The sequence below is a fragment of the Amazonocrinis nigriterrae CENA67 genome, from assembly GCF_016056305.1.
Taxonomy (GTDB): domain Bacteria; phylum Cyanobacteriota; class Cyanobacteriia; order Cyanobacteriales; family Nostocaceae; genus Amazonocrinis; species Amazonocrinis nigriterrae.
Window position 1 is genome coordinate 31,504 of sequence record NZ_JAECZC010000031.1, and the last position, 21,814, is coordinate 53,317.

Annotated in this window: 14 protein-coding genes; 7 read left to right on the top strand and 7 right to left on the bottom strand. The window is 44.0% G+C overall.

Annotated features, from left to right (window positions below; genetic code table 11):
• Nucleotides 1–3 precede the first annotated feature (3 nt).
• Nucleotides 4–4,656, top strand: coding sequence for a PAS domain S-box protein (locus I8748_RS17270; RefSeq protein WP_198125804.1), 4,653 nt, complete (start codon nt 4–6; stop codon nt 4,654–4,656).
• A gap of 131 nt (nt 4,657–4,787) precedes the next feature.
• Entirely contained in the window at nt 4,788–5,021 is a 234-nt protein-coding gene (locus I8748_RS17275) for a hypothetical protein (protein ID WP_198125805.1), read from the top strand.
• A 49-nt stretch (nt 5,022–5,070) separates the two neighbouring features.
• On the opposite strand, the gene I8748_RS17280 is transcribed toward I8748_RS17275, so the two are convergent.
• The 4 genes from I8748_RS17280 to I8748_RS17295 form a co-directional block, all read right to left on the bottom strand.
• On the bottom strand, nt 5,071–6,108 hold the full coding sequence (locus tag I8748_RS17280) for a glutathione S-transferase family protein (protein WP_198125806.1): 1,038 nt from the start codon (nt 6,106–6,108) through the stop codon (nt 5,071–5,073).
• Nucleotides 6,109–6,134: 26 nt separating this feature from the next.
• Nucleotides 6,135–7,004, bottom strand: coding sequence for a class I SAM-dependent methyltransferase (locus tag I8748_RS17285; protein ID WP_198125807.1), 870 nt, complete (start codon nt 7,002–7,004; stop codon nt 6,135–6,137).
• A gap of 69 nt (nt 7,005–7,073) precedes the next feature.
• Complete coding sequence (locus tag I8748_RS17290) at nt 7,074–7,232, bottom strand: YqaE/Pmp3 family membrane protein (RefSeq protein ID WP_198125808.1); 159 nt, start codon at nt 7,230–7,232, stop codon at nt 7,074–7,076.
• A 139-nt stretch (nt 7,233–7,371) separates the two neighbouring features.
• Complete coding sequence (locus I8748_RS17295; protein WP_198125809.1) at nt 7,372–7,719, bottom strand: translation initiation factor; 348 nt, start codon at nt 7,717–7,719, stop codon at nt 7,372–7,374.
• Between the two features lie 295 nt (nt 7,720–8,014).
• Between I8748_RS17295 and trpB the strand changes: the two genes are divergently transcribed.
• Nucleotides 8,015–9,256, top strand: coding sequence for a tryptophan synthase subunit beta (gene trpB / locus I8748_RS17300; protein ID WP_198125810.1), 1,242 nt, complete (start codon nt 8,015–8,017; stop codon nt 9,254–9,256).
• Nucleotides 9,257–9,483: 227 nt separating this feature from the next.
• A complete protein-coding gene (gene lpxD / locus I8748_RS17305; protein ID WP_198125811.1) occupies nt 9,484–10,530 on the top strand; it encodes a UDP-3-O-(3-hydroxymyristoyl)glucosamine N-acyltransferase in 1,047 nt (348 codons plus the stop codon).
• A 116-nt stretch (nt 10,531–10,646) separates the two neighbouring features.
• Here the strand turns inward: lpxD and I8748_RS17310 are convergent, their stop codons facing one another.
• Nucleotides 10,647–11,558 carry a CoB--CoM heterodisulfide reductase iron-sulfur subunit B family protein gene (locus I8748_RS17310; RefSeq protein ID WP_198125812.1) on the bottom strand — a complete coding sequence of 304 codons (912 nt, stop codon included), beginning with the start codon at nt 11,556–11,558 and terminating at the stop codon, nt 10,647–10,649.
• Nucleotides 11,559–12,007: 449 nt separating this feature from the next.
• On the opposite strand from I8748_RS17310, the gene acpP reads away from it, so the two are divergent.
• The 3 genes from acpP (at nt 12,008) to tkt (ending at nt 16,366) form a co-directional block, all read left to right on the top strand.
• Entirely contained in the window at nt 12,008–12,259 is a 252-nt protein-coding gene (gene acpP / locus I8748_RS17315) for an acyl carrier protein (protein WP_096560356.1), read from the top strand.
• A gap of 260 nt (nt 12,260–12,519) precedes the next feature.
• Nucleotides 12,520–13,770: a beta-ketoacyl-ACP synthase II gene (gene fabF, locus I8748_RS17320; RefSeq protein ID WP_198125813.1), complete on the top strand. Its 1,251-nt coding sequence runs from the start codon at nt 12,520–12,522 to the stop codon at nt 13,768–13,770.
• A 583-nt stretch (nt 13,771–14,353) separates the two neighbouring features.
• Nucleotides 14,354–16,366 carry a transketolase gene (tkt, locus tag I8748_RS17325; protein ID WP_198125814.1) on the top strand — a complete coding sequence of 671 codons (2,013 nt, stop codon included), beginning with the start codon at nt 14,354–14,356 and terminating at the stop codon, nt 16,364–16,366.
• A 632-nt stretch (nt 16,367–16,998) separates the two neighbouring features.
• Here tkt and I8748_RS17330 read toward each other — a convergent pair.
• Together I8748_RS17330 and I8748_RS17335 are read right to left on the bottom strand one after the other, a co-directional pair.
• On the bottom strand, nt 16,999–17,451 hold the full coding sequence (locus I8748_RS17330; protein ID WP_198125823.1) for a DMT family transporter: 453 nt from the start codon (nt 17,449–17,451) through the stop codon (nt 16,999–17,001).
• Nucleotides 17,452–17,863: 412 nt separating this feature from the next.
• On the bottom strand, nt 17,864–21,772 hold the full coding sequence (locus I8748_RS17335; RefSeq protein ID WP_198125815.1) for an amino acid adenylation domain-containing protein: 3,909 nt from the start codon (nt 21,770–21,772) through the stop codon (nt 17,864–17,866).
• Between the last annotated feature and the right edge of the window lie 42 nt (nt 21,773–21,814).

Sequence of the window (21,814 nt, forward strand, 5' to 3'; positions counted from 1 at the left end):
ACTGTGAGTGCTGAAGTTTGCGCGATTATTCCTCAAGACATTGAACATGTCTTAGATAGAATTGGCGAAGGTTTTGTAACTTTGGATTGCCAATGGCACTATGTCTATGTCAATGACAAGTTTGCTGAACTAGCCAGGATAAATAAAGCAGACTTTTTAGGCAAAAGTATTTGGGAATTGTTTCCTGAGACAGTCAATAGTCAACTTGATATCGAGTTACATCGGGCTGTTGCTGAGGGAGTAACAGTGCAGTTGGAGTATTTTGACCCAAAACGGCATTTATGGTTAGAAATGCGTGTCCATCCCTCAGAAAATGGCGTATCAATATTAATAAAAGACATCACAGTCTACAAACGCACCCAACAACATCTTGCTGCACAGTATGCAGTTACCCGGATTCTTTCGGAAGCCACCAAATTTGCCCAGGCAATTCCTAACATTCTGCAAGCTTTAGGCGAAAGTTTAGGATGGCAAGTTGGTAGGCTTTGGAGTGTAGATGATCAAGCTGATGTTTTGGTGCATGTGAGTAGTTGGTATTCTTCCTCTTTGGCAGTAGAAGATTTCCAAGTATTTAACCAGCACACAACCGTTGTTGATCACAAACAACTACCAAATCAAGTTTGGGCAAATGGTCAACCGCTTTGGAGTCAGGAAGTTACAGGGAAACCATACGACGCGATCGCTTTCCCGATTCGGCTGGGCGATAAAATCTTAGGTGTGATGGAATTCTTCAGCAAGGAAATTTTAGAGCCTCACCCCGACTTGCTGCAAATCATGGATGCGATCGCTACTCAAATTGGTCAATTCATCGAACAAAAGCAAACAGAGTCATTACTGCGAAAAAGCGAAGCCCGCTACCGTTCCCTAGCAGAAGCAACTGCGTCTATTGTCTGGACTGCCACACCTTACGGTAGCATTATTGAGGAAATTCCTACTTGGCAAGCATTCACCGGGCAAAGTCTCGAACAATACAAAGGGTGGGGATGGGTTGACGCACTGCATCCAGAAGACCGCACAGCCATGCTCACAGCCTGGAAAGAGGCATTTTATCACCGTAGCGTTGCCTCTGGGGAGTATCGACTGCGACGCCATGATGGTGAATACCGCCACGTAGCTGCACGCGGCGTACCCATATTTAACGAAACAGGCGAACTTTGTGAATGGGTAGGGATGTGCGTAGATATTAGTAAACGCAAGCAAACCGAGGCAGAACGCGAGCGATTATTAAGACAATTAGAAATAGAACAGATTCGCTTACTTGAAGCCAACGCCCTCCTCGATATCGTTTTCAATAATGCCCCTACAGGCATTGCCATCTGGGATGAACAACTGAAATATGTACGGTTGAACAATGCTTTAGCTGAAATTAACGGTGTACCCCAAGCAGCACATATTGGTAAAACCGTCGCCGAAGTGCTGCCGAAAGTTAGTGCTAAAGTCATGGCAGCCTTACATCATGTAGTTGATACAGGAGAATCAATACTTGCTCATGAAGTCAGTGGCGAAACACCCGCAGCGCCAGGCAAAAAGCGGTATTGGTCTGTAAATTACTATCCTATTAAAATACCGAATAACATCACTTGGGTAGCTGCCATTTGTGAAGAAATTACACAGCGCAAACTTGCAGAAGCTGAACGCGAACACCTGCTAAAGTGTGAGCAAGCAGCCCGAATTGAGGCTGAAGCAGCGAAAGAACAAATTACTAATATTTTAGAAAGTATCACCGATGGCTTTATCGCCTTTGACCAAGAGTGGCGCTTCACTTACATAAATCATGAAGGCACCAGGACTTTAGGGCGTTCTAGCGAAGAGTTGCTGGGTAAGAATGTATGGGAAGAGTTTCCAGAACTAGCCGATACTAGCTTTGGTCAACTTTATCAAAGAGCATTTGCCGAAGGAATACCCCTAGAACTAGAAGATTACTACCCACCCTTTGAAGCATGGTTTGCCGTTCGCGCCTATCCTTCTGCAACAGGGCTAGCGCTTTATTTTCGCAATATTAATCGGCGTAAACAAGCAGAAGCAGCACTACGAGACAGGGAAGCAGCTTTTCGGCTGCTGGCAGAAAATTCCACCGATATTATTTCACGTCACACGATAGATGGAATTCTGCTGTACATCTCACCAGCCTGCTACACAATACTAGGGTATGAACCTGAAGAACTCATAGGTCGTTTCAGTGGTGAATTGATTCATCCAGATGATTTCGCAGAGATTCTCGAAAAATACCCAGTCAACGATGATTTACCGGATATCTACACCGTCACCCATCGAGCTTGTCACAAAGACGGACATTATATTTGGTTAGAAGCAACCATCCGAGCCATCCGCGACCCGCAAACGAGAGAAATTTTAGAGTTTCAGGCATCCGCTAGGGATATAAGCGATCGCAAACAAGTAGAACAAAAGCAACACTTTTTAGCTCAAGCTACTAATATTCTGGCTACTTCACTTGATTACGAAACAACTTTAACTAGTTTGGCTCGTTTGACAGTGCCAGAGTTAGCTGATTGGTGCGTCATTGATATTATCACTGAACATCAATCAGTTCAGCGCGTGGCTACAGCCCATGCTGAACCGTCGAAACAACAATTGATTGAACAACTAAAAAATTATCCACCAAATTTGGCACAGCCTGGTGGTGTTGCTGAGGCAATCAGGTCAAGAAAGTCACAAATTACGAATTTTGTTTCCCAGCAACACATGCAAGCAGCAACCTGTAATGCTGAGCATTTAGAAATATTGCAACAGCTAGAACCGAAATCTGGGATGTGTATACTGCTTACCATCCGCGAACAGATACTCGGAGCAATGACTTTAGTCTCAACTGGGGGTCGTCGCTACGGTGAAAATGACCTGATCTTAGCTGAAGAACTGGCTCGGCGTGCAGCCATAGCCATCGATAACGCTCAACTATATACAGAAGCACAGCGATCGCAACAAACTGCACTGCAAGCTGCGGCGCGTACTGCTCGTCTGCAAGCTGTTACCGCCGCCCTTTCCCAATCTCTAACTCCCACACAAGTAGCTGAGGTAATTGTTGAGCAAGGTATGGCCGCTTTGGGTGCTAGTTCGGCTTTAGTAGCAATGATTACTGAAAGTGGCACTGAACTAGAAATTATCCGGGCTGTGGGTTATCTACCGGAACTCGTGGATTTATGGCGGCGATTTCCAATTAATGCACCCATACCGTTAGCAGAAGCAGTCAGAACCAAAGAACCTATTTGGCAAGAAGCGACAACCACAAGGGTTGCTCGTTATTCCCATCTTGCCGAAAGCTATGCTCACTACGACTATGCCAGTTGGATGTCAATTCCATTGCTCATCGAAGGTCGAGCTGTGGGCGGTATGTCCCTAGCTTTCGCCGAAATGCAGCAGTTTAGCCAGGAAGACCACGCCCTAGTGTTATCATTAGCACAGCAATGCGCCCAAGCAATGGAACGTGCCCGCCTGTATCAAGCAGAACAGACAGCACGGAAAGCAGCAGAAAACGCCAACCGCATTAAAGACGAATTTTTAGCAGTCCTTTCCCATGAATTGCGATCGCCACTCAACCCAATTCTCGGATGGTCGAAGCTACTCCAAACTAAAAAACTCAATGAAAAGATAATTCCGCAAGCACTACAAACCATTGAGCGCAATGCTAGGTTACAGGCTCAACTGATAGAAGACTTGCTGGATATCTCCCGCATTCTCCAAGGCAAACTCAACTTAAATATTTACCCTGTTGATCTAAAAGAGGTGGTTTCGGCAGCAATGGAGACAGTGCGCTTGTCAGCAGAAGCCAAATCAATCAAAATCCACACAACCTGTGAACCAAATTTAGGGCAAGTTTTAGGCGACTCCAGCCGATTACAGCAAATCGTCTGGAACTTGCTTTCCAATGCAATTAAATTTACACCCGCAGGTGGACGAGTAGAGGTAGAATTGTCGGTGGTTAGTTGTCAGTGGTCAGTTGTCAGTGGTCAAGAAAAACAAAAGACAACGAAGTATGCCCAGATTACTGTTAGCGACACAGGTAAAGGCATTAACCCTGATTTTCTTCCTTATGTGTTTGACTACTTTCGCCAAGAAAATAGTACTACCACAAGAAAGTTTGGTGGACTGGGGTTAGGGTTAGCAATTGTCCGTCACTTAGTCGAATTACATGGAGGGACAGTCCAAGTAGAAAGCTTGGGCGAAAATCAAGGAGCAACTTTTACCGTCAGGTTGCCACTGATTCAACAATCATCACAAATAAAACAGGATAATAGAGAATCTGAACCAGACTCAGATTTAAATGGTATCAACATCTTAATAGTCGATGATGATGCAGATACGCGAGAATTTATTGCCTTTTTGCTAGAACAGTATGGAGCGAAAGTTACAGCAGTAGCATCAGCAAATGAAGCATTAGCCGCTTTAGCCCAATCCTTACCAGATGTGCTGTTAAGCGACATAGGGATGCCAGAAGTCGATGGATGTATGTTAATTAGACAGGTGAGAAATTTGCCGCCAGAACAGGGAGGACAGATACCCGCGATCGCGCTGACCGCCTATGCTGGAGAAATGAATGAAAAACAAGTATTAACAGCTGGATTTCATAAGCATATCGCCAAACCAGTAGAACCAGCGGAGTTAGTCGAAGCGATCGCTAATATAATTCGTAATTCGTAATTCGTAATTCGTAATTCAGAATTAAGAGGTCATTCTCAGTAGTTACGAGAAATATACCAATTGCTAGAGACAATAATTACTCAATACTACTTATCTTATATAAGAAAGGTAATTTAAATAAACAGGCAAAAATGACTCAGGAACAAGACAAACTGATTGATTTATCAGTTCATGAATCCGCTGTACCCAGTGTTATCGACCCTAATCGGGATAAAAAACTCGATGTAGATAAAAATGATGATTTAAATGATTCAGTTCATGATCATGAGAATGTTGATGTTCCCACTCCGGATCCATTAGATACTGATAACGACAACACCGTAGCAGATAGACAAATTATTAGCGCCAATTTAGGTGCAGGTTAAACTAACAGCAATCATTTCTCTTGACTTTGTGTTCTTCGTGTGTTTGTGGTTAAATAAATTCGCGATTGTGCGGTTTTAACAAATGGCTAATATCAGGCCCAGAAGGAATAATCCCCCCCGGATTAAGTGGGAATAAATTCCCATAATAGTCCTGCTTGACACTTTCTAAATCGCAAGTACCAGCAACACCTTTGAGTTGATAAAGTTCACGCAAGTAGCCTCCTAGATGCTGATAATCTTGGATGCGGCGACGATTACACTTGAATAAACCGTAGTAGACAATATCAAAACGGAACAAAGTCGTGAACAGCCGAACATCTGCAAGAGTCAGATTTTTACCACAAAGGTAGCGGTTAGTACTCAGCGTTAATTCAATTTCATCAAGAGTAGTAAAAAGTTCATCACAAGCAGTATTGTACGCCTCTTGACTTTGGGCAAAGCCACAGCGATACACACCATTGTTGACACTGTTGTAAATCTTTTGATTCCACCAGTCAATCTTATTTTTTAATTCTTCTGGGTAGAGATTGAGTGTAGGATTTAAAGCGAACTCATTAAATTCTGAGTTCAGCATCATAATAATTTCCGCACTCTCATTATTAACAATGGTATTTGTTTGTTTATCCCACAATACTGGAACTGTAGCGCGTCCAGTATAACCAGATTGGGAAAGTTGATACAAATCAGCCAAAGTTTGACAACCTTGTTCTGGCTGGTTGAATACCCAACCCCCGGAAACCGCAGAAGGAGAAACAATAGATACTGATATTATATCTTCGAGTCCTTTGAGCGATCGCGCAATCAAAGTTCGGTGTGCCCAAGGACAACCAAGCCCAACATAGAGATTGTAGCGCCCCGCCGCTGGTTGATAAGGATTACCTTCCTCTGTGCTAACAAAGTTTCTAAACTGGCTATTAGGACGAATGTATTCTCCCGACTGATTGCGCGGTGCAAGTTGCGACATCATTATCTGCCAAAGAGTCGTCCACACAAACTTACCTGCACCAATGATCAGTTTTGGAGGAAGTGACTTTCCCTTTTTCTTAGTCGAGGAAAGTGCTATTGGCGAATTTTTAATATTAGTCATAATTATAAATTAACCATGCCTTTCTTTTATGGCTTGCGAGCAACGATACCATACATTAATGGTAGATTTGGTACATCTTCAGGTGGAAACCACCGCCGTTGTGAATCTGCACGCATCCGTTCAAAACCCTTGCAACCATTCAAGTAGGGGTATTCCTGCAAAACTTCCAACCTCAGCCCAGCTTGCAACAATGCTGTGACTACCTCGCCAATACCCCACTGAAACTCGTGAGAACGATAGGGATTGCTAAAATTTTCAATTCCAGTTTCATAATCTGATAAGATTAGCCCCTCGTTAGAAATAGCTACATAATCGCTAATACCATCTTCCCAAGTCAGGGGTTTTCCCTCATTAAAATAAGAAAACTTGTGACTCCAATCCCAATCAAACATCATCGCCACAGGATGAAATTCCACAAGAACAAAGCGTCCGCCTGATTTGAGAATCGCAGCAATTCCTTTTGCCCAAACACTTAAATTAGATAACCACAAAACTGCACCGTAAGAAGAAAAGACAATATCAAATTTTTGGTTTTGATTGGCTGCTTCCTCCAGCCAGTCAAATATATCTGCACGATGAAAAGTAGCGTTGATACCAGATTTATCAGATAATTTTTGGGCAAAGGCTATAGCTTCATCACTAATATCTATACCAGTAACAGCTGCACCGAGTCTTGCCAAACTCAGAGTATCTTGTCCTGCATTACATTGGAGATGAACCACAGATAAACCACTAATATTTCCTAGTAGTTCCTTTTCTTCTGGAAATAGTGTATTTCCCCCTTCTCGAAAAAACTCTCCTTGATCACCCTTATGGCTATTGTGCGCCTTAGTTGCCTCATTCCAAGACAAACGGTTTTCTTCGTGAAGTTCTTTTCTCAAAGGGGCATTACTCATAATTTGGTACTCATTTACTCGTAGGTTGAGTAGAGATAGGAAAAAAGCCCAACCTACTCTGATGAATAATTACTTTTTCGCTATTACCCAAACGGCGTGAATAATGCCAGGAATATAACCAAAAAGTGTCAAGAGTATATTAATCCAAAAGTCCAAACCAAAACCTACTTGCAAAAACACGCCTAGAGGTGGTAAGAAAATAGCACAAAGAATCCGAACTAAATCCATTTAACCCTCCTATTAAAATCAAATTGAGCAGTTGTTTATTTGAGTGATTCGCCACTGCTCTAGCAAATTTGTACATCTCAACGATAACATTTGCGTTTTGGCTCAACAGTAATCTCAAGATGCGGGAAACCGCACTTAGTTACCCACCACTAATTTTGGCTTTGTAACCTAGCTTGGTCAAAATTTCTAAAATTTTCTGTTTGTGATCACCTTGAATTTCAATTTCATTTTCTTTAACTGTGCCACCTGTACCGCATTGGGTTTTCAATTGTTTTACTAAATCAGCTAAGGTTTCTGGTTTGGCTTGAAAACCAGTAATCACCGTCACAGTTTTGCCTTTGCGTCCAGCGCGGGTAGCTTGCACTCTCAAATTTTGCTGTTGTGGTGGTAGTTCCGGAATTGGTCTTTCGGTGGCGGCGGAGTTATCGTTACCAAATTCACGGTAGGCAAAGCGTTTGTTGGAAGACTTGGAATTGTCAGAAGACATAAAATATTTATTAAGAAAAAAGCAAAGGCAGTAATGAGTTGTATATACCTATTGTGCCTGGAAATTGTTAATTCAGGTCTTGTTACTGGACAAACACTATAGGCAAAATCTTCTCATGTAGCAATCTTAAATGAAACGTCTATAACTCCTATGCCCTATGCCCTATGCCCTATGCCCAGCCTCCACAAATCAGTTCATAACTCAAATAGCACTGCCATATCAGTAAGACATCGTATCTGATGTGCTTAAGACTTTCCTATAATAATTAAGTCCTTCCCGTCATTGAAATTTGCCCGTGACTACCACTCCTCTTTCTTCTAGTTCCTCATCAACTGCTCAAGTTCCCGATATCCAAGGACGCTTTGGACGCTTTGGCGGGAAGTACGTCCCGGAAACGCTAATGCCTGCTCTTGCTGAATTAGAAACAGCTTATCAGCAATACCGCAATGATTCTGATTTTCAAGCAGAACTACAACAGTTGCTGCGGGACTATGTGGGACGTGCGACACCGTTGTATTTTGCTGAACGTTTGACTGCTAATTATGCTAAACCAGATGGCACAGGGCCGCAAATTTACTTAAAACGTGAAGATTTAAATCATACAGGCGCTCATAAAATTAATAATGCCCTAGGTCAGGTATTGTTAGCAAAGCGCATGGGCAAGCAGCGAATTATTGCCGAAACAGGTGCTGGACAACACGGAGTAGCGACAGCAACAGTTTGCGCTCGTTTCGGGCTGGAATGTGTAATTTACATGGGTGTTCACGATATGGAACGCCAAGCCCTAAATGTGTTTAGAATGCGGCTGATGGGTGCTGAAGTCCGTCCTGTGGCGGCGGGAACAGGAACTCTCAAGGATGCGACTTCTGAAGCAATTCGAGATTGGGTAACGAATGTCGAAACTACTCACTACATTCTCGGTTCCGTAGCAGGGCCTCATCCTTACCCAATGATGGTACGTGATTTTCATGCAGTGATTGGGCAAGAAACTCGCGCCCAAGCTTTAGAAAAATGGGGCGGGTTGCCTGATATTCTTATGGCTTGTGTGGGTGGTGGTTCCAATGCGATGGGGCTTTTCTACGAGTTTGTCAATGAGCCATCTGTGCGGTTAATTGGCGTTGAAGCAGCAGGAGAAGGTGTTAATACAACAAAACACGCTGCGACCTTGACAAAAGGACAGGTTGGTGTATTGCATGGAGCCATGAGCTATCTGCTACAAGATGAGGATGGACAAATAATTGAGGCACACTCGATTAGTGCGGGGTTAGATTATCCCGGTGTGGGGCCAGAACACAGCTATTTGAAGGATATCGGACGCGCTGAATACTACAGTGTCACCGATGAAGAAGCTTTGGCGGCGTTTCAGAGACTTTCCCGTTTAGAGGGAATTATACCAGCATTGGAAACAGCCCATGCGATCGCCTACCTGGAAACTTTATGTCCACAACTGAGCGGTAGTCCTAGGATTGTGATTAACTGTTCTGGACGCGGTGATAAAGATGTGCAAACAGTAGCCAAGTTTTTAGATCCTGCGTAGTTGGCTAAAGCTGGAACATGTATAGGTAGTGTGGGGTATTGGGTGCGGGGTGTAACAAAAAAACCAGTTCCCAATACTGAATACAAAGCAAATCATTTTAACAATGGAAGAAAAAAACATGTATTTCTAGGAACTACCTGCAAGAAATACAGCGTCCGCGACAATAAATCCCCTAATTTTAATTATGGGTTCCCCACACCCTATCCCCTAAATTTCTTTCAATAAACATGAAATTCAGTGAAATAATTAGTAACTTTGATAACTTTGCCACAGACAATAGCCTAACCACTAACCAAGACTGCGATCCGGAAATTACTGGTGTAGCTGCCCTTGATGAAGCTACAAGGAGTACAATTACCTACGTAGAAGGAGCAAAATTTGCTGCTGGTGTAGGCACAACAAATGCCAGCGCTTTGATTTTGCCCCAAGACAAAGCATTACAGCTACAAGCGCAAGAACGCGGTATTGCTTGGGTAGCTACACCTGATCCAAAACTATTATTCGCCAAAGCTATCCGCCTGTTTTACCAACCATATCGCCCCAGTCCAGAAATTCATCCCACTGCTGTGATTCACCCTACAGCCAAAATTGGTAGCGATGTTTACATTGGCCCCCATGTGGTGATTCAGGAAAAAGTGGAAATAGGCGATAGTGCAATTATTCATCCCAACGTAGTCATTTATCCAGAGGTGAAAATAGGCGATCGCACCACCTTACATGCCAACTGTACCATCCACGAACGTAGTCAAATCGGTGCAGATTGTGTGATTCATAGTGGTACCGTTATCGGTGCAGAAGGGTTTGGTTTTGTGCCTACCAAAACAGGTTGGTTTAAAGTCGAACAATCTGGTTATACCGTGATTGAAGATAGCGTAGAAATTGGCTGTAACAGCGCCGTTGATCGTCCAGCCGTCGGTGAAACACGGATAGGCCGCAACACCATAATTGACAACTTAGTACAAATAGGTCACGGTAGCCAAATAGGTGCAGGTTGTGCTATTGCAGGTCAAGCTGGCATGGCAGGAGGCGTGAAAGTGGGTAATCGCGTCATTTTAGCGGGACAGACAGGAATAGCCAATCAAGTCAAAATTGGCGATGGGGCGATCGCATCTGCCAAAAGTGGAATCCATAATGATGTTGCACCAGGAGAAATTGTCTCTGGAACGCCAGCAGTACCCCACAAAATATATCTCAAGGCATCTGCCATCTATAGCCGTCTGCCAGAAATATATCAATCTCTCAAACAATTGCAACGTCAGCTAGGGCAGAAGTGACTGGGGAGATGGGGAGATAGGGGGATGAGGGGGATAGGGAGATAGGGGGATGAGGAGAATAACTAAACCAATTCCCAATTCCCAATTCCCAATTCCCAATTCCCAATTCCCAATTCTCAATTCCCAATTCCCAATTTCTCCAACACTGGCTTTGTAGAAATAATGTGCCGTTGTAAACCTAGTTCTTTGGGGCTAACTCCCAGTGCCAAAGCAATTAACTGGGGTAGGTGCAGTACTGGCAAACCTAGCTGTTGTCCGATGACCTTTTCCACTTCTGGCTGGCGAGAATCTAAATTTAGATGGCACAAAGGACAAGGCGTAACTAAACAATCAGCACCAGATGCTAAGGCTTCTTGAATATGCATCCCCGCCATCTTGAAAGATTGAGTAGTGGCGTAGCTAGCAAGGGGCCAACCGCAGCATTGGGTACGACCACGGTAATAAACTGGTGTAGCACCCACTGCACGAAAGACATTTTCCATTGCTTCTGGCTGGAAAGGGTCATCGTAGGGCATGGACTTTTGAGCGCGGAGGAGATAGCAGCCATAAAAAGCTGCACATTTTAATCCAGCTAATTGACGCGTAACACGTTTGGTAATTTCTTCTAAACCATAATCTGTGACTAAGGCATAGAGGAGATGTTTAACTTCGGTACTGCCACGATAAGGTGAACAACCTTCTTTGGAAAGCAAACCATTTACCTGGTCAACGTAGGTCGGACTGCTTGTCTGACATTCTTTGAGGCGTTCGTTGACATGACCGATTACACCCTGACAAGTACTGCAATGGGTAAGTAGGGGTAGATTTAATTCTTCTGCTAAAGCGATATTTCTGGCGTTGACAGTATCTTCCAATAATTGGGAATCTTCTTTAAACGTACCTGAACCGCAGCAAGCAGCTTTTTTCAGTTCAACGAGTTCAATGCCTAATGCTTGGGTGAGGGCTTGAGTTGACTGGTAAAGTTCCCGGCAAGCACCTTGGGCAACACAGCCAGGAAAGTAAGCATATTTTAGTGTGTGAGATACCATAGGATTATAATTGGGTGAGAACAATTCCCCCCGATAATAACTGTTTTATCATCTTTGCCAGGTGACACTGACAAGGCAATATATTTTTGACTTGGACATTCGTCCAAAAATTTAGTAAGAAGTAAGGATTGGTATATAAAAGCATTTATACACTAGTATGCGATCGCACTACGGTTCTCTTGTCCAATTTTGTTTCTCCCAACCTGGGATGTGGCATTTTCTTACAGAAAATTGCTAAGCAAAATCTGAACCATCGTGTGGCGTGTCCCTACTACTCAACTGCTTTGCAAGTAGTTGTCTTGTTAGTGATAGTAACCTCAAAGAGGTTTTTTTCAGGAAAACCCTTTGCCAGTATACGGGCGATCGCGCTTTCCGATAAGATGTATATGCTCAAAAACCATGTCGCCCATCAAGAGCGGATAATAGCAACTGGTCAAGGACTTTTATCTATGAGTCAAACGGAAATTTTTGAAAAGGTCAAGAAGATTGTCGCAGATCAACTAAGTGTTGAGGCTGACACCATCACACCACAGTCTAATTTTGCCAACGATCTAGGAGCAGATTCCCTAGATACTGTTGAACTAGTAATGGCTTTGGAAGAAGAATTTGATATCGAAATTCCTGATGAATCCGCTGAAAAAATTACAACGGTTCAAGAAGCAGTGGATTACATCAACGACAAAGTTGCCACATCGGCTTAAAAGAGTGCTGAGTGCTGAGGAGCCACTGCGGTCTTGGGGTCTCCCCAAGTGGAGCATGTGGCGTTGCTGAGTGCTGAGGTGCAAAGTTAGGAGTTAGGAGTTAAGAGGCGCAAAGTAGAAATCAACTGTAATTTTTCTTTCGCTGCTTTGAAAGCTCCCTATCTCCCCTGCTCCGAAAGCTCCCCTGCTCCTCTGCTCAGAACTCAGCACTCAGAACTCAGCACTTTATTTGCAGCTTTCTCGCCACCTTTAACTGAGTCATGACAGATTATATACGTAAACGCGTTGTTGTAACGGGTGTGGGCGCGATTACACCTATAGGCAACACATCAGCGGAATATTGGGAAGGATTGTTGAGTGGACGCAATGGCATTGATTACATCACCTTGTTTGATGCCTCAAGCCATGATTGCCGCATTGCTGGTGAAGTGAAAAACTTCGATCCACATGCTTATATGGAGCGCAAAGAAGCCAAGCGCATGGATCGATTTTCGCAATTTGGGGTTGCGGCTGCAAAACAGGCCCTGTCGGATGCGAACTTAGTGATTAATGAACTGAACGCAGAACAAATCGGGGTAATGATTGGTTCTGGTATTGGCGGTTTGAAGGTTTTGGAAGACCAGCAAACAATCTACCTCAACCGTGGCCCCGATCGCTGTAGTCCATTCATGATTCCCATGATGATCGCCAATATGGCGGCTGGATTAACGGCAATTCACCTTGGCGCTAAAGGGCCAAATTCCTGTGCTGTTACAGCCTGTGCTGCTGGTTCCAATGCCATAGGAGACGCTTTTCGCCTGATTCAAGGCGGCTATGCCCAAGCGATGATTTGTGGCGGAACAGAGTCAGCAGTTACACCCTTGGGTTTGGCTGGTTTTGCTGCTTGTAAAGCACTTTCTTTTCGCAATGATGACCCTGCTCATGCTTGCCGTCCCTTTGACCGCGATCGCGATGGATTTGTCATGGGTGAAGGTGCGGGAATTTTGGTGCTAGAAGAATTGCAACATGCCCTCAGTCGCGGCGCTCGTATTTATGCGGAACTTGTCGGCTATGGGATGACCTGTGACGCTTATCATATTACTTCGCCGGTACCAGGTGGCGAAGGAGCCGCTAGAGCCATACAATTGGCACTCAAGGACGCAGGACTAACCCCGCAACAAGTGAGCTACATCAATGCTCACGGCACCAGTACCCCGGCTAATGATTCCACTGAAACCGCAGCGATGAAAAAAGCTTTGGGCGACCACGCTTATAAAATAGCTGTTAGTTCCACCAAATCGATGACAGGTCATCTTTTAGGTGGTTCTGGAGGTATTGAAGCAGTAGCCACAGTACTCGCGATCGCTAATGACAAAATTCCACCAACAATCAATTTAGAAAATCCCGATCCAGAGTGCGACCTAGATTATGTTGCTCACTCTAGCCGCTCTCAAAAAGTCGAGGTGGCACTATCCAACTCCTTTGGGTTTGGTGGTCATAATGTCACACTAGCCTTTAAGAAGTATCCTTAAAATCCCCAAGACTAAATAAGTCATGATTAGACACCCTTCGGGCGATTTCCCCTACTGCTTAAGCAGAACCCGGAGGGTAGGGTAAGATGAAAATAAACTTGTTGGTAGATGCTTTACCCACAAGTCGCGCGAAAAAAAAACTCAATTTTCCCAATATTCAAGTTTCATCCCTTCGTGGGTGAAGTAACTTGATACTTCATACTTCATGCTTCATCAGCCTGCAATCGGCCCAAAAGTATCATAGATATCATTCTCATCTGAATTTAGCGTTCAGCATGACCAATTTATCGGCTTGATTTATCACCCGAAACTCAGGAGATCCCGCTTGTAGATCAACAATCTGGAATGGGATGATGAAGATACTGCGGGGAAATTTCAATCAGTGGTCAGTTATTCAGTAATCAGTGACCAGGCTGATGGCGGAGGATCAAACCCGCAAGTGGCGCGAACCACCGATTGTTTGGGGACTTCAACCCCATGAATAAAACCGATAACTGTTAACTGTTAACTGTCAACTGTCAAAAACAACCCCGGCAAAAGAGAAGCTTAGAGAGTGCTAACCCGTCGTTAAAAACAAGAGATTATGGCTGTTGCAACCCAATCCCTCGAAGAACTTTCCATTAACTCGATCCGCTTCTTGGCTATTGACGCCGTAGAAAAGGCAAAATCGGGACACCCAGGGCTGCCGATGGGCGCGGCTCCCATGGCTTTTGTACTATGGGATCGCTTTTTACGGTTTAATCCCAAAAATCCCAAGTGGTTTAACCGCGATCGCTTTATTCTGTCTGCCGGGCATGGCTCGATGTTACAATATGCCCTGCTCTATCTGTATGGTTACGACAGCGTGAGTATTGAGGACATTAAGCAATTCCGTCAGTGGGAATCTAAAACCCCCGGACACCCCGAAAACTTCATGACTGCCGGCGTAGAAGTCACCACTGGCCCATTGGGACAAGGAATTGCCAATGGAGTCGGTATAGCGATCGCCGAGGCACATCTTGCTGCTAAATACAACAAACCTGATGCTCAGCTAGTTGACCACTACACTTACGTAATTTTAGGTGATGGTTGCAACATGGAAGGAGTTTCTGGTGAAGCTGCTTCTTTTGCTGGGCACTTGGGATTAGGCAAACTCATCGCTCTGTACGACGACAACCACATCTCCATCGACGGTTCTACAGATGTAGCATTCACCGAAGATGTTTCCAAGCGCTTTGAAGCATACGGTTGGCATGTCCAACATGTGGAAGATGGTAACACCGACCTAGAAGCAATTGCTAAAGCCATTGAAGCAGCCAAAGCTGTCACCGATAAGCCTTCTTTCATCAAGGTGACAACCACTATCGGTTATGGTTCACCCAATAAAGCAAACACCGCTGGTGTTCACGGTGCAGCTTTAGGAACAGACGAAGTGGCCTTGACTCGCCAAAATTTGGGTTGGGAATACGAACCTTTTGTAATTCCCCAAGATGTCCTCAGCCACACAGGCAAAGCAGTAGAACGTGGTGCAGCCTACGAGGCCGACTGGAACAAGACTTACGCTGACTACAAAGCTAAATATCCCCAAGAAGCAGCAGAATTTGAACGCTACATCAGCGGCAAACTACCCGATGGTTGGGATAAAGTACTACCCACCTACACCCCCGAAGACAAAGCATTACCCACCCGCAAACACTCAGAAACCTGCTTGAACAAACTAGCAGCAGTTGTACCTGAACTCATTGGTGGTTCCGCTGACTTAACCCACTCCAACTTGACCGAACTCAAGGGTAAGGGTGATTTCCAAAAAGGACAATACCAAAACCCCAACATCCACTTTGGTGTGCGGGAACATGGTATGGGCGCAATTTGTAATGGTATTGCATTGCATGGTTCGGGATTAATTCCCTACGGTGCTACCTTCTTGATTTTCACAGATTACATGCGGGCTTCTATCCGCTTATCTGCCCTGTCTCAAGCTGGGGTAATTTGGGTAATGACCCACGACTCCATTGGTCAAGGTGAAGACGGCCCGACCCACCAACCCATCGAAACACTGGCTTCCCTACGTGCCATTCCTAACCTCACAGTGATTCGCCCCGCTGACGGTAATGAAAGTTCTGGTGCTTACAAAGTAGCCATTGAAAGAGCAAAGCAAGACGCTCCTACTTTGTTGGCATTCACCCGTCAAAATGTCCCCAACTTGGCAGGTACTTCCATTGAAGGCGTAACCAAGGGTGGCTACACAGTGCTGGATTCAGATGGTACACCAGAGTTGATCATCATTGGTACTGGTTCAGAATTGAGCCTCGCTGTCACCGCAGCTGAGAAACTCACAGCCGAAGGTAAGAAAGTTCGTGTTGTTTCCCTACCTGCATGGGATTTATTTGAAGCACAGGATGCAGCTTACAAAGAGTCTGTATTACCGAAAGCTGTCACCAAGCGCTTGGCTGTAGAAGCTGCTTCTAGTTTCGGTTGGCACAAGTACGTAGGTACTGAAGGCGACATTGTTAGTATCGATCGCTTTGGTGCTTCCGCGCCAGGTGGTGTTTGTCTGGAGAAGTTTGGCTTTAGCGTTGACAATGTGTTAGCTAAGGCGAAGCAATTGTTGGGTTAATTAGCAACAGAATATTCTCTGATTTTTCTTGTGGGGTGGGCCAGAAAGCCCGCCTTTTTTTTAAATTCAAACTGATAATTCTTATGTATGGCAGGGAACAGGGAACAGGTTTGTAAGCCTCTTAGAGTCAATGTTTGATGATTAGTCTTTGTCCTCAACTATACTTCGACTGCTGTATACCCCAAATTCATCAAAAAATATAAAAACCGAGTTTTTCTGAAAAACTCGGTTTTTATATTTTTACTAATTATTGATATCTCTATTGTTGTAAAGAGAGTTTGACAGATTTAAAAAACTCCGCTTCTATTCCTTTCTTCTGCAACGAGGAGCCACTATGCGATCGCACTTTGCCGACACACGCACGCATATAGCGTCAGAGGCGCCAAAAGATTGATTTTTCGTTAATATTGAGAACAGTGCAAGACAACTCTTATTGCCATTCGCTTCTCAATGGGATGAGTAGTAGCAATACGGTTCGGATAAGCATTTTAAACTCACAATAGGGTTTGGGGAAAAGGTTACTGGGCTTGGGTTAAAGGTTTTTCTTTCCCTTTCCCCTTTAACCGAACCGTATTGGGAGTAGTAAATAATACTCCCCTTTTACACAACTCAATACCCAATAAGCACAATCTTCATTTTTTAGCAGCAACCAAAGAAACTCCAATAATCACAAAGACGATTCCTGTGATGCGTAATGGACTAGCTGCATATTTGGTCAGCCCGATCGCACCATAATGATCAAGAAAAAGTGCTGCTATCATTTGACCTGCGATCGTCAGTGAAAGTGCAAGGGCGGCTCCGATCTTAGGTGTAGCAAAAATAGTTGACCAAACATACAAAGTACCTAAACAACCACCAACCCACATCCACCAAGATGTTTGAAAAAGCGAGGTCGAAGCAGGAATTGGATACCGCGCGAAAAAACAGATGGCAAGCGATGTTAATGTACCTGCAAGATATGAAACGAACGTAACTTGCATTGGCTCACCTACATAACGTCGCAACAGTGTATTCAAGGCGACTTGAACAGGTAGAATCGCGCCCCCAGCAAGCGCTGCAAAAAGATAAATCGTGCGTTCATTCATCCTTAAACCTCTCGTTTTGATTATCCTGAAGTTAAGATACTTGAAGATAAAAGCTTCAACGTCATTGAAAAAGCTGTTGATGCTCATGTCGTCAATGAACATCGTCTCGTTAGCGTTGCTAGATTTGTCTTTTTTTCTTGCACCCTTGCAGACATTAGTGCAATTAACTTAACCTCTCACCGATGCACCTAGTGGAATTAAAATTGGGGGTTAATTGTAACAGGGCTTACATAAGACGTGAGCGAAAACCTGATGATTACGTAACGGTAATTATTAAATTACCGTTACTTTCGTTATGTTTTGCGTAAGTTCTATGTAAGTGAATTCCCAAACATCATAATAAGCTGTCGTGGATATAATTTGCACTTTTTATGGTCTGGAACCCTGATTACAACGAGAATACTCTGGAAAATTAAAGATGCGACAGCTGATCAATCGCGTTCAGCAAATTGCTGATACCTGTAATCTTGAGCAGGCTGTAGTGATCAGCTTTGAGGTTTATGACCGTCGGAGTCTTTTTAAAGTACCCGCCATGACTCTCAATGAACGAGTAATCATCACCATCGGCCTTAAAAATAGTTATAGGCGCAGTGATCTGCCTCTGGGCTAGTTCGCTGAATGTGTACTTGGCTTCGTATGTCAGCTGTACAATTTTCATTATTCGTTCCACCAGATCCAAATCAAGCTTCTTATATCTTGAAATGAATGACGCAAAGCTGTCTTCATCTTTTGCAACCTGCAAACACTCCTCCAGTGCAGGGCCTGTGATAGTACCTGCAAAAACCGAGAAAAGAATTGTCACATAGGCTTTGTTGGTGAATACAGGTTGATTACCATCAATAGCTTCGTTCTCAGTTTTCACCTTTGGTGACCCTGGAGCAATCAAAAACACATTTTCTACCTGCTCACCTGACTGCTCAAGCTGATAAGCAACTTCAAAGGCCACTCGTGCGCCGAAGGAATATCCCCAGAGTGTATAGGGGCCGGTTGGTTGAATACGTTTTATTTCCTTAATGTCTTCTGCAGCCATCTCACTAACCGAGGAAAACGGCTCTTCTCCTTGGTTGATTCCATAGGCCTGGACACCGTAAAAGGGTCGATTGACATTTATTTTCTCTGCCAGTAACCTCAAATTCATTGGGTAGCCGCCAAGTCCAGGCCAGCAATAGACAGGATTATGTTCTCCCGTGGACGATAGACGTACTAGACGCGAGGAAAGTTCAACTTCATCACTGTCAACCTTACGAGCCAGCTTCTCGATGGTTGGAGCTTCAAAAAGAGCATGTAAAGGCAAGGTAGAATGAAACTCTTTGTTGACAGCGTTGATTATTCTCACAGCAATCAGTGAGTTGCCACCAGATTCAAAGAAATCGTCACATATCGAGACAGAATCCCACTTCATAGCCTTCTTCCAAATCTCGCCTATTCGCTGTTCGGTATTTGTGCGAGGTGCGATGATGGGCCGTTGAGACATTTCGATATTCACTTTGTCGGACGCTTCCAGTGCTTTAATGTCAATCTTTCCATTGGCAGTAAGCGGTAACTTGTCCATTACTATGATCTTGTTAGGTATCATGTAATCAGGCAAAAAGTTGTATATATCCTCTTTGATCAACTCTGCAGGGCCTTTCATCTGCACGGAGTCTTCCTTCATTCCCTCGCTGATTAACTGCTCATGACTCACGCGACCACCAATACAGAAGTAAGAAGGGCCCGGTTCTTCATTACAGGCGCTAAGTATCTTTGTTATCTGCTTTGCTGAAGGAAGATCGTTACCAGTCTCGGAGCTATATCCCGATGACAAGAAACCAAGATGTAAATCGTTCATCTGCAGATGTTGAAGCTTCCTACCAAGTACGAAATAATTCGCCCATTTACAGCTGTTTCTACCAATCATGGTGATTCCAAAACTTCCCTGTTCGTAGGTTAGCTGATTGATAGCTATTACATGCCTCTTAAGAATGATCTCGTCTGAGATTTTTTCCAAGCGATCGTCTTTGTATTTGTATAGACCCGCAGGTAGATCAGCGATCTTACCTGGATGACTTTGCACATAGATATCAACTGGTTCCATCGACGATGGCCCGACCTGAGCCACCACATCAAAACTGCCGAGATAATAATAGTATTCGTCTGCACATACCACTTTTTCCCTGACATCGGGGGTATATTCAGCATCTCCAATGCGAAGCTGATATGCCGGAAGAATCTTGTCAAACAGACCCAACATGTGGCCAGTTTCAATTTCGAGTACCTCTTGAATATTATTCTTATAAACTAGCTCGATCGCTTTTCTCTTTCCAATGAAGTGTAGTTTTATTCGTGTTTGTTCTGTAGTATCTATTTCATTTAATAGTACTAATTGATGGCGTCCCGGATGGTAATAGTAGTAGCCAGACTTCAAACCAGCTATATTGACTAGTTCGAGATACATTTGCGTTGCGTACAATGCACCGGGTGATGCGTAACCGTACTTGGGCAATAAACGCTCATCGCTGTGAAACGGCCCGAAGTATCTCAAAATCTCACCTAATTCTGTGAAGCTCAACGCATCCAAGCCACGAGAATCAGCCCAGTCGTTGGTTTGAGGGTCAGTAATTTGTGTATCCAGCAACTGCATAATATCAGCTTTGTGGACGACACCACCCTCGAATAAACGGTAGGATTTGCGATTAAACGCCAATCGCCGCTGTTCCTCGGTTGGGGTTTTACCTGGAAGATCAAACTCCATCTGACCAGGTACACAATTCTCTTCGTCGATATCCCTATATCCGAGATTTGACAATTGAGCTTTGACTTGAAGCTTATTTTGCTTCGACAGATGGTGTTCTCCGTGGACACCCTGATCCATGACAGCAGCTTGTCTAGGACTTAATTCAATACATGCAATCAAATCAGAGTATCCGGTACGGAAATTTTTCTTAACTATAACTGCTGCATTCTTAACCCAGTCATGCTTCTCAATTGCTACTTTTACTTCGTCAAGCTCAATACGAAACCCTCTGAGTTTCACTTGATTGTCTACCCGACCTACGAACTGAACAGTACCATCTGCATTCCAATAAGCTAGGTCACCAGTCTTGTAAAGTTTGGCATCTCTGGAACTGATCGAAAACCAGTTGTTGACAAACCTTTCCTTGCTCAAGTCTGGGCGATTAATGTATCCCCGTGCAAGCTGAACACCACCGATGTATAACTCACCAGCTTCTCCAACTTGTGCTAGCGATTGATCGCTGTTGACAATGTAAAACTGAGTGTTGTGAACGGGAGTACCGATAGGGATTGCCTCAGAGTAATCAGCAATCTTATTTTTATCAACCTTAAAGGAGGAAGCATTGATAGTGCATTCGCTTGGGCCATAAACATTAATTAAGTCGCATTTTGGCAGCACTTCAATGCATTGTTGGGCAAGTTTTTGTGACAGAAGTTCGCCGCCGCTGAATATCTGTGTGAGTGATTTACAATTGTGGAATATGTCGGTGTCGATAAGCGCTTGTAGCAGCGTCGGAACGCATTGCAAAGTCGTCACATTATGTCGGATAACACTCTCGATTAATTGTTCTGAATCTTTATAGACTCCGGGGCGGCTCATAATAATTTTACTGCCACAACAAGACGCAAGAATCTCCCACTGTGCTGCGTCAAAACTCATGGGTGTTTTTTGGAAAATAACTTTGCTCTCATCCAACTTGTAAACAGCTCGCATCCAATTCATCTGGTTGATGATACTGCGGTGTTCAATCATTACACCCTTTGGTTTTCCCGTACTTCCAGAGGTATAAATGACATAAGCTAAGTTGTCCGAACCCACGCGCTTGGAGAGTCCATTGTGTCCAGTGATACTGGATGGTATCTCAAATTCCTCCGCTTCTTTCAGGGTAACAATTCGCGTACCTGGGGGCACCAGTTCCGCCAACCTAACGCGTAGTTTTTCCTCTGAAAAAATAATTTTGATGCCTGCATCCTCGACCATATATCTCAATCGGTCTTCGGGATATTCTGGTGATAATGGCAAATAAGCGCTACCTGAGAACAAAATACCCCAAATCCCAACTATCAACTCCAGCGACGGCTCAAGGAAAATACCTACACATTCATCGACAGCTGCACCAAGATGCTGAAGATACGAACCCAAGCGTGAACTGATTTCGGCGAGTTCTCGGTAAGTTATAGTTTCAGGATCACAATGATCACAGATAACTGCTTCTCTGTCAGGTTGAGCTTGCACTTGCTCTAGAAACAAGTCAACAAGAGATTTTGCCAGCGAATCTTCTGACTCTATGTGATCGAGCTTTTGAATAGTCAACTCTTGAGTTTGCATAAGTAATCTCTAATTTTTATAAACGGTTTTTTGTTTCAGTTG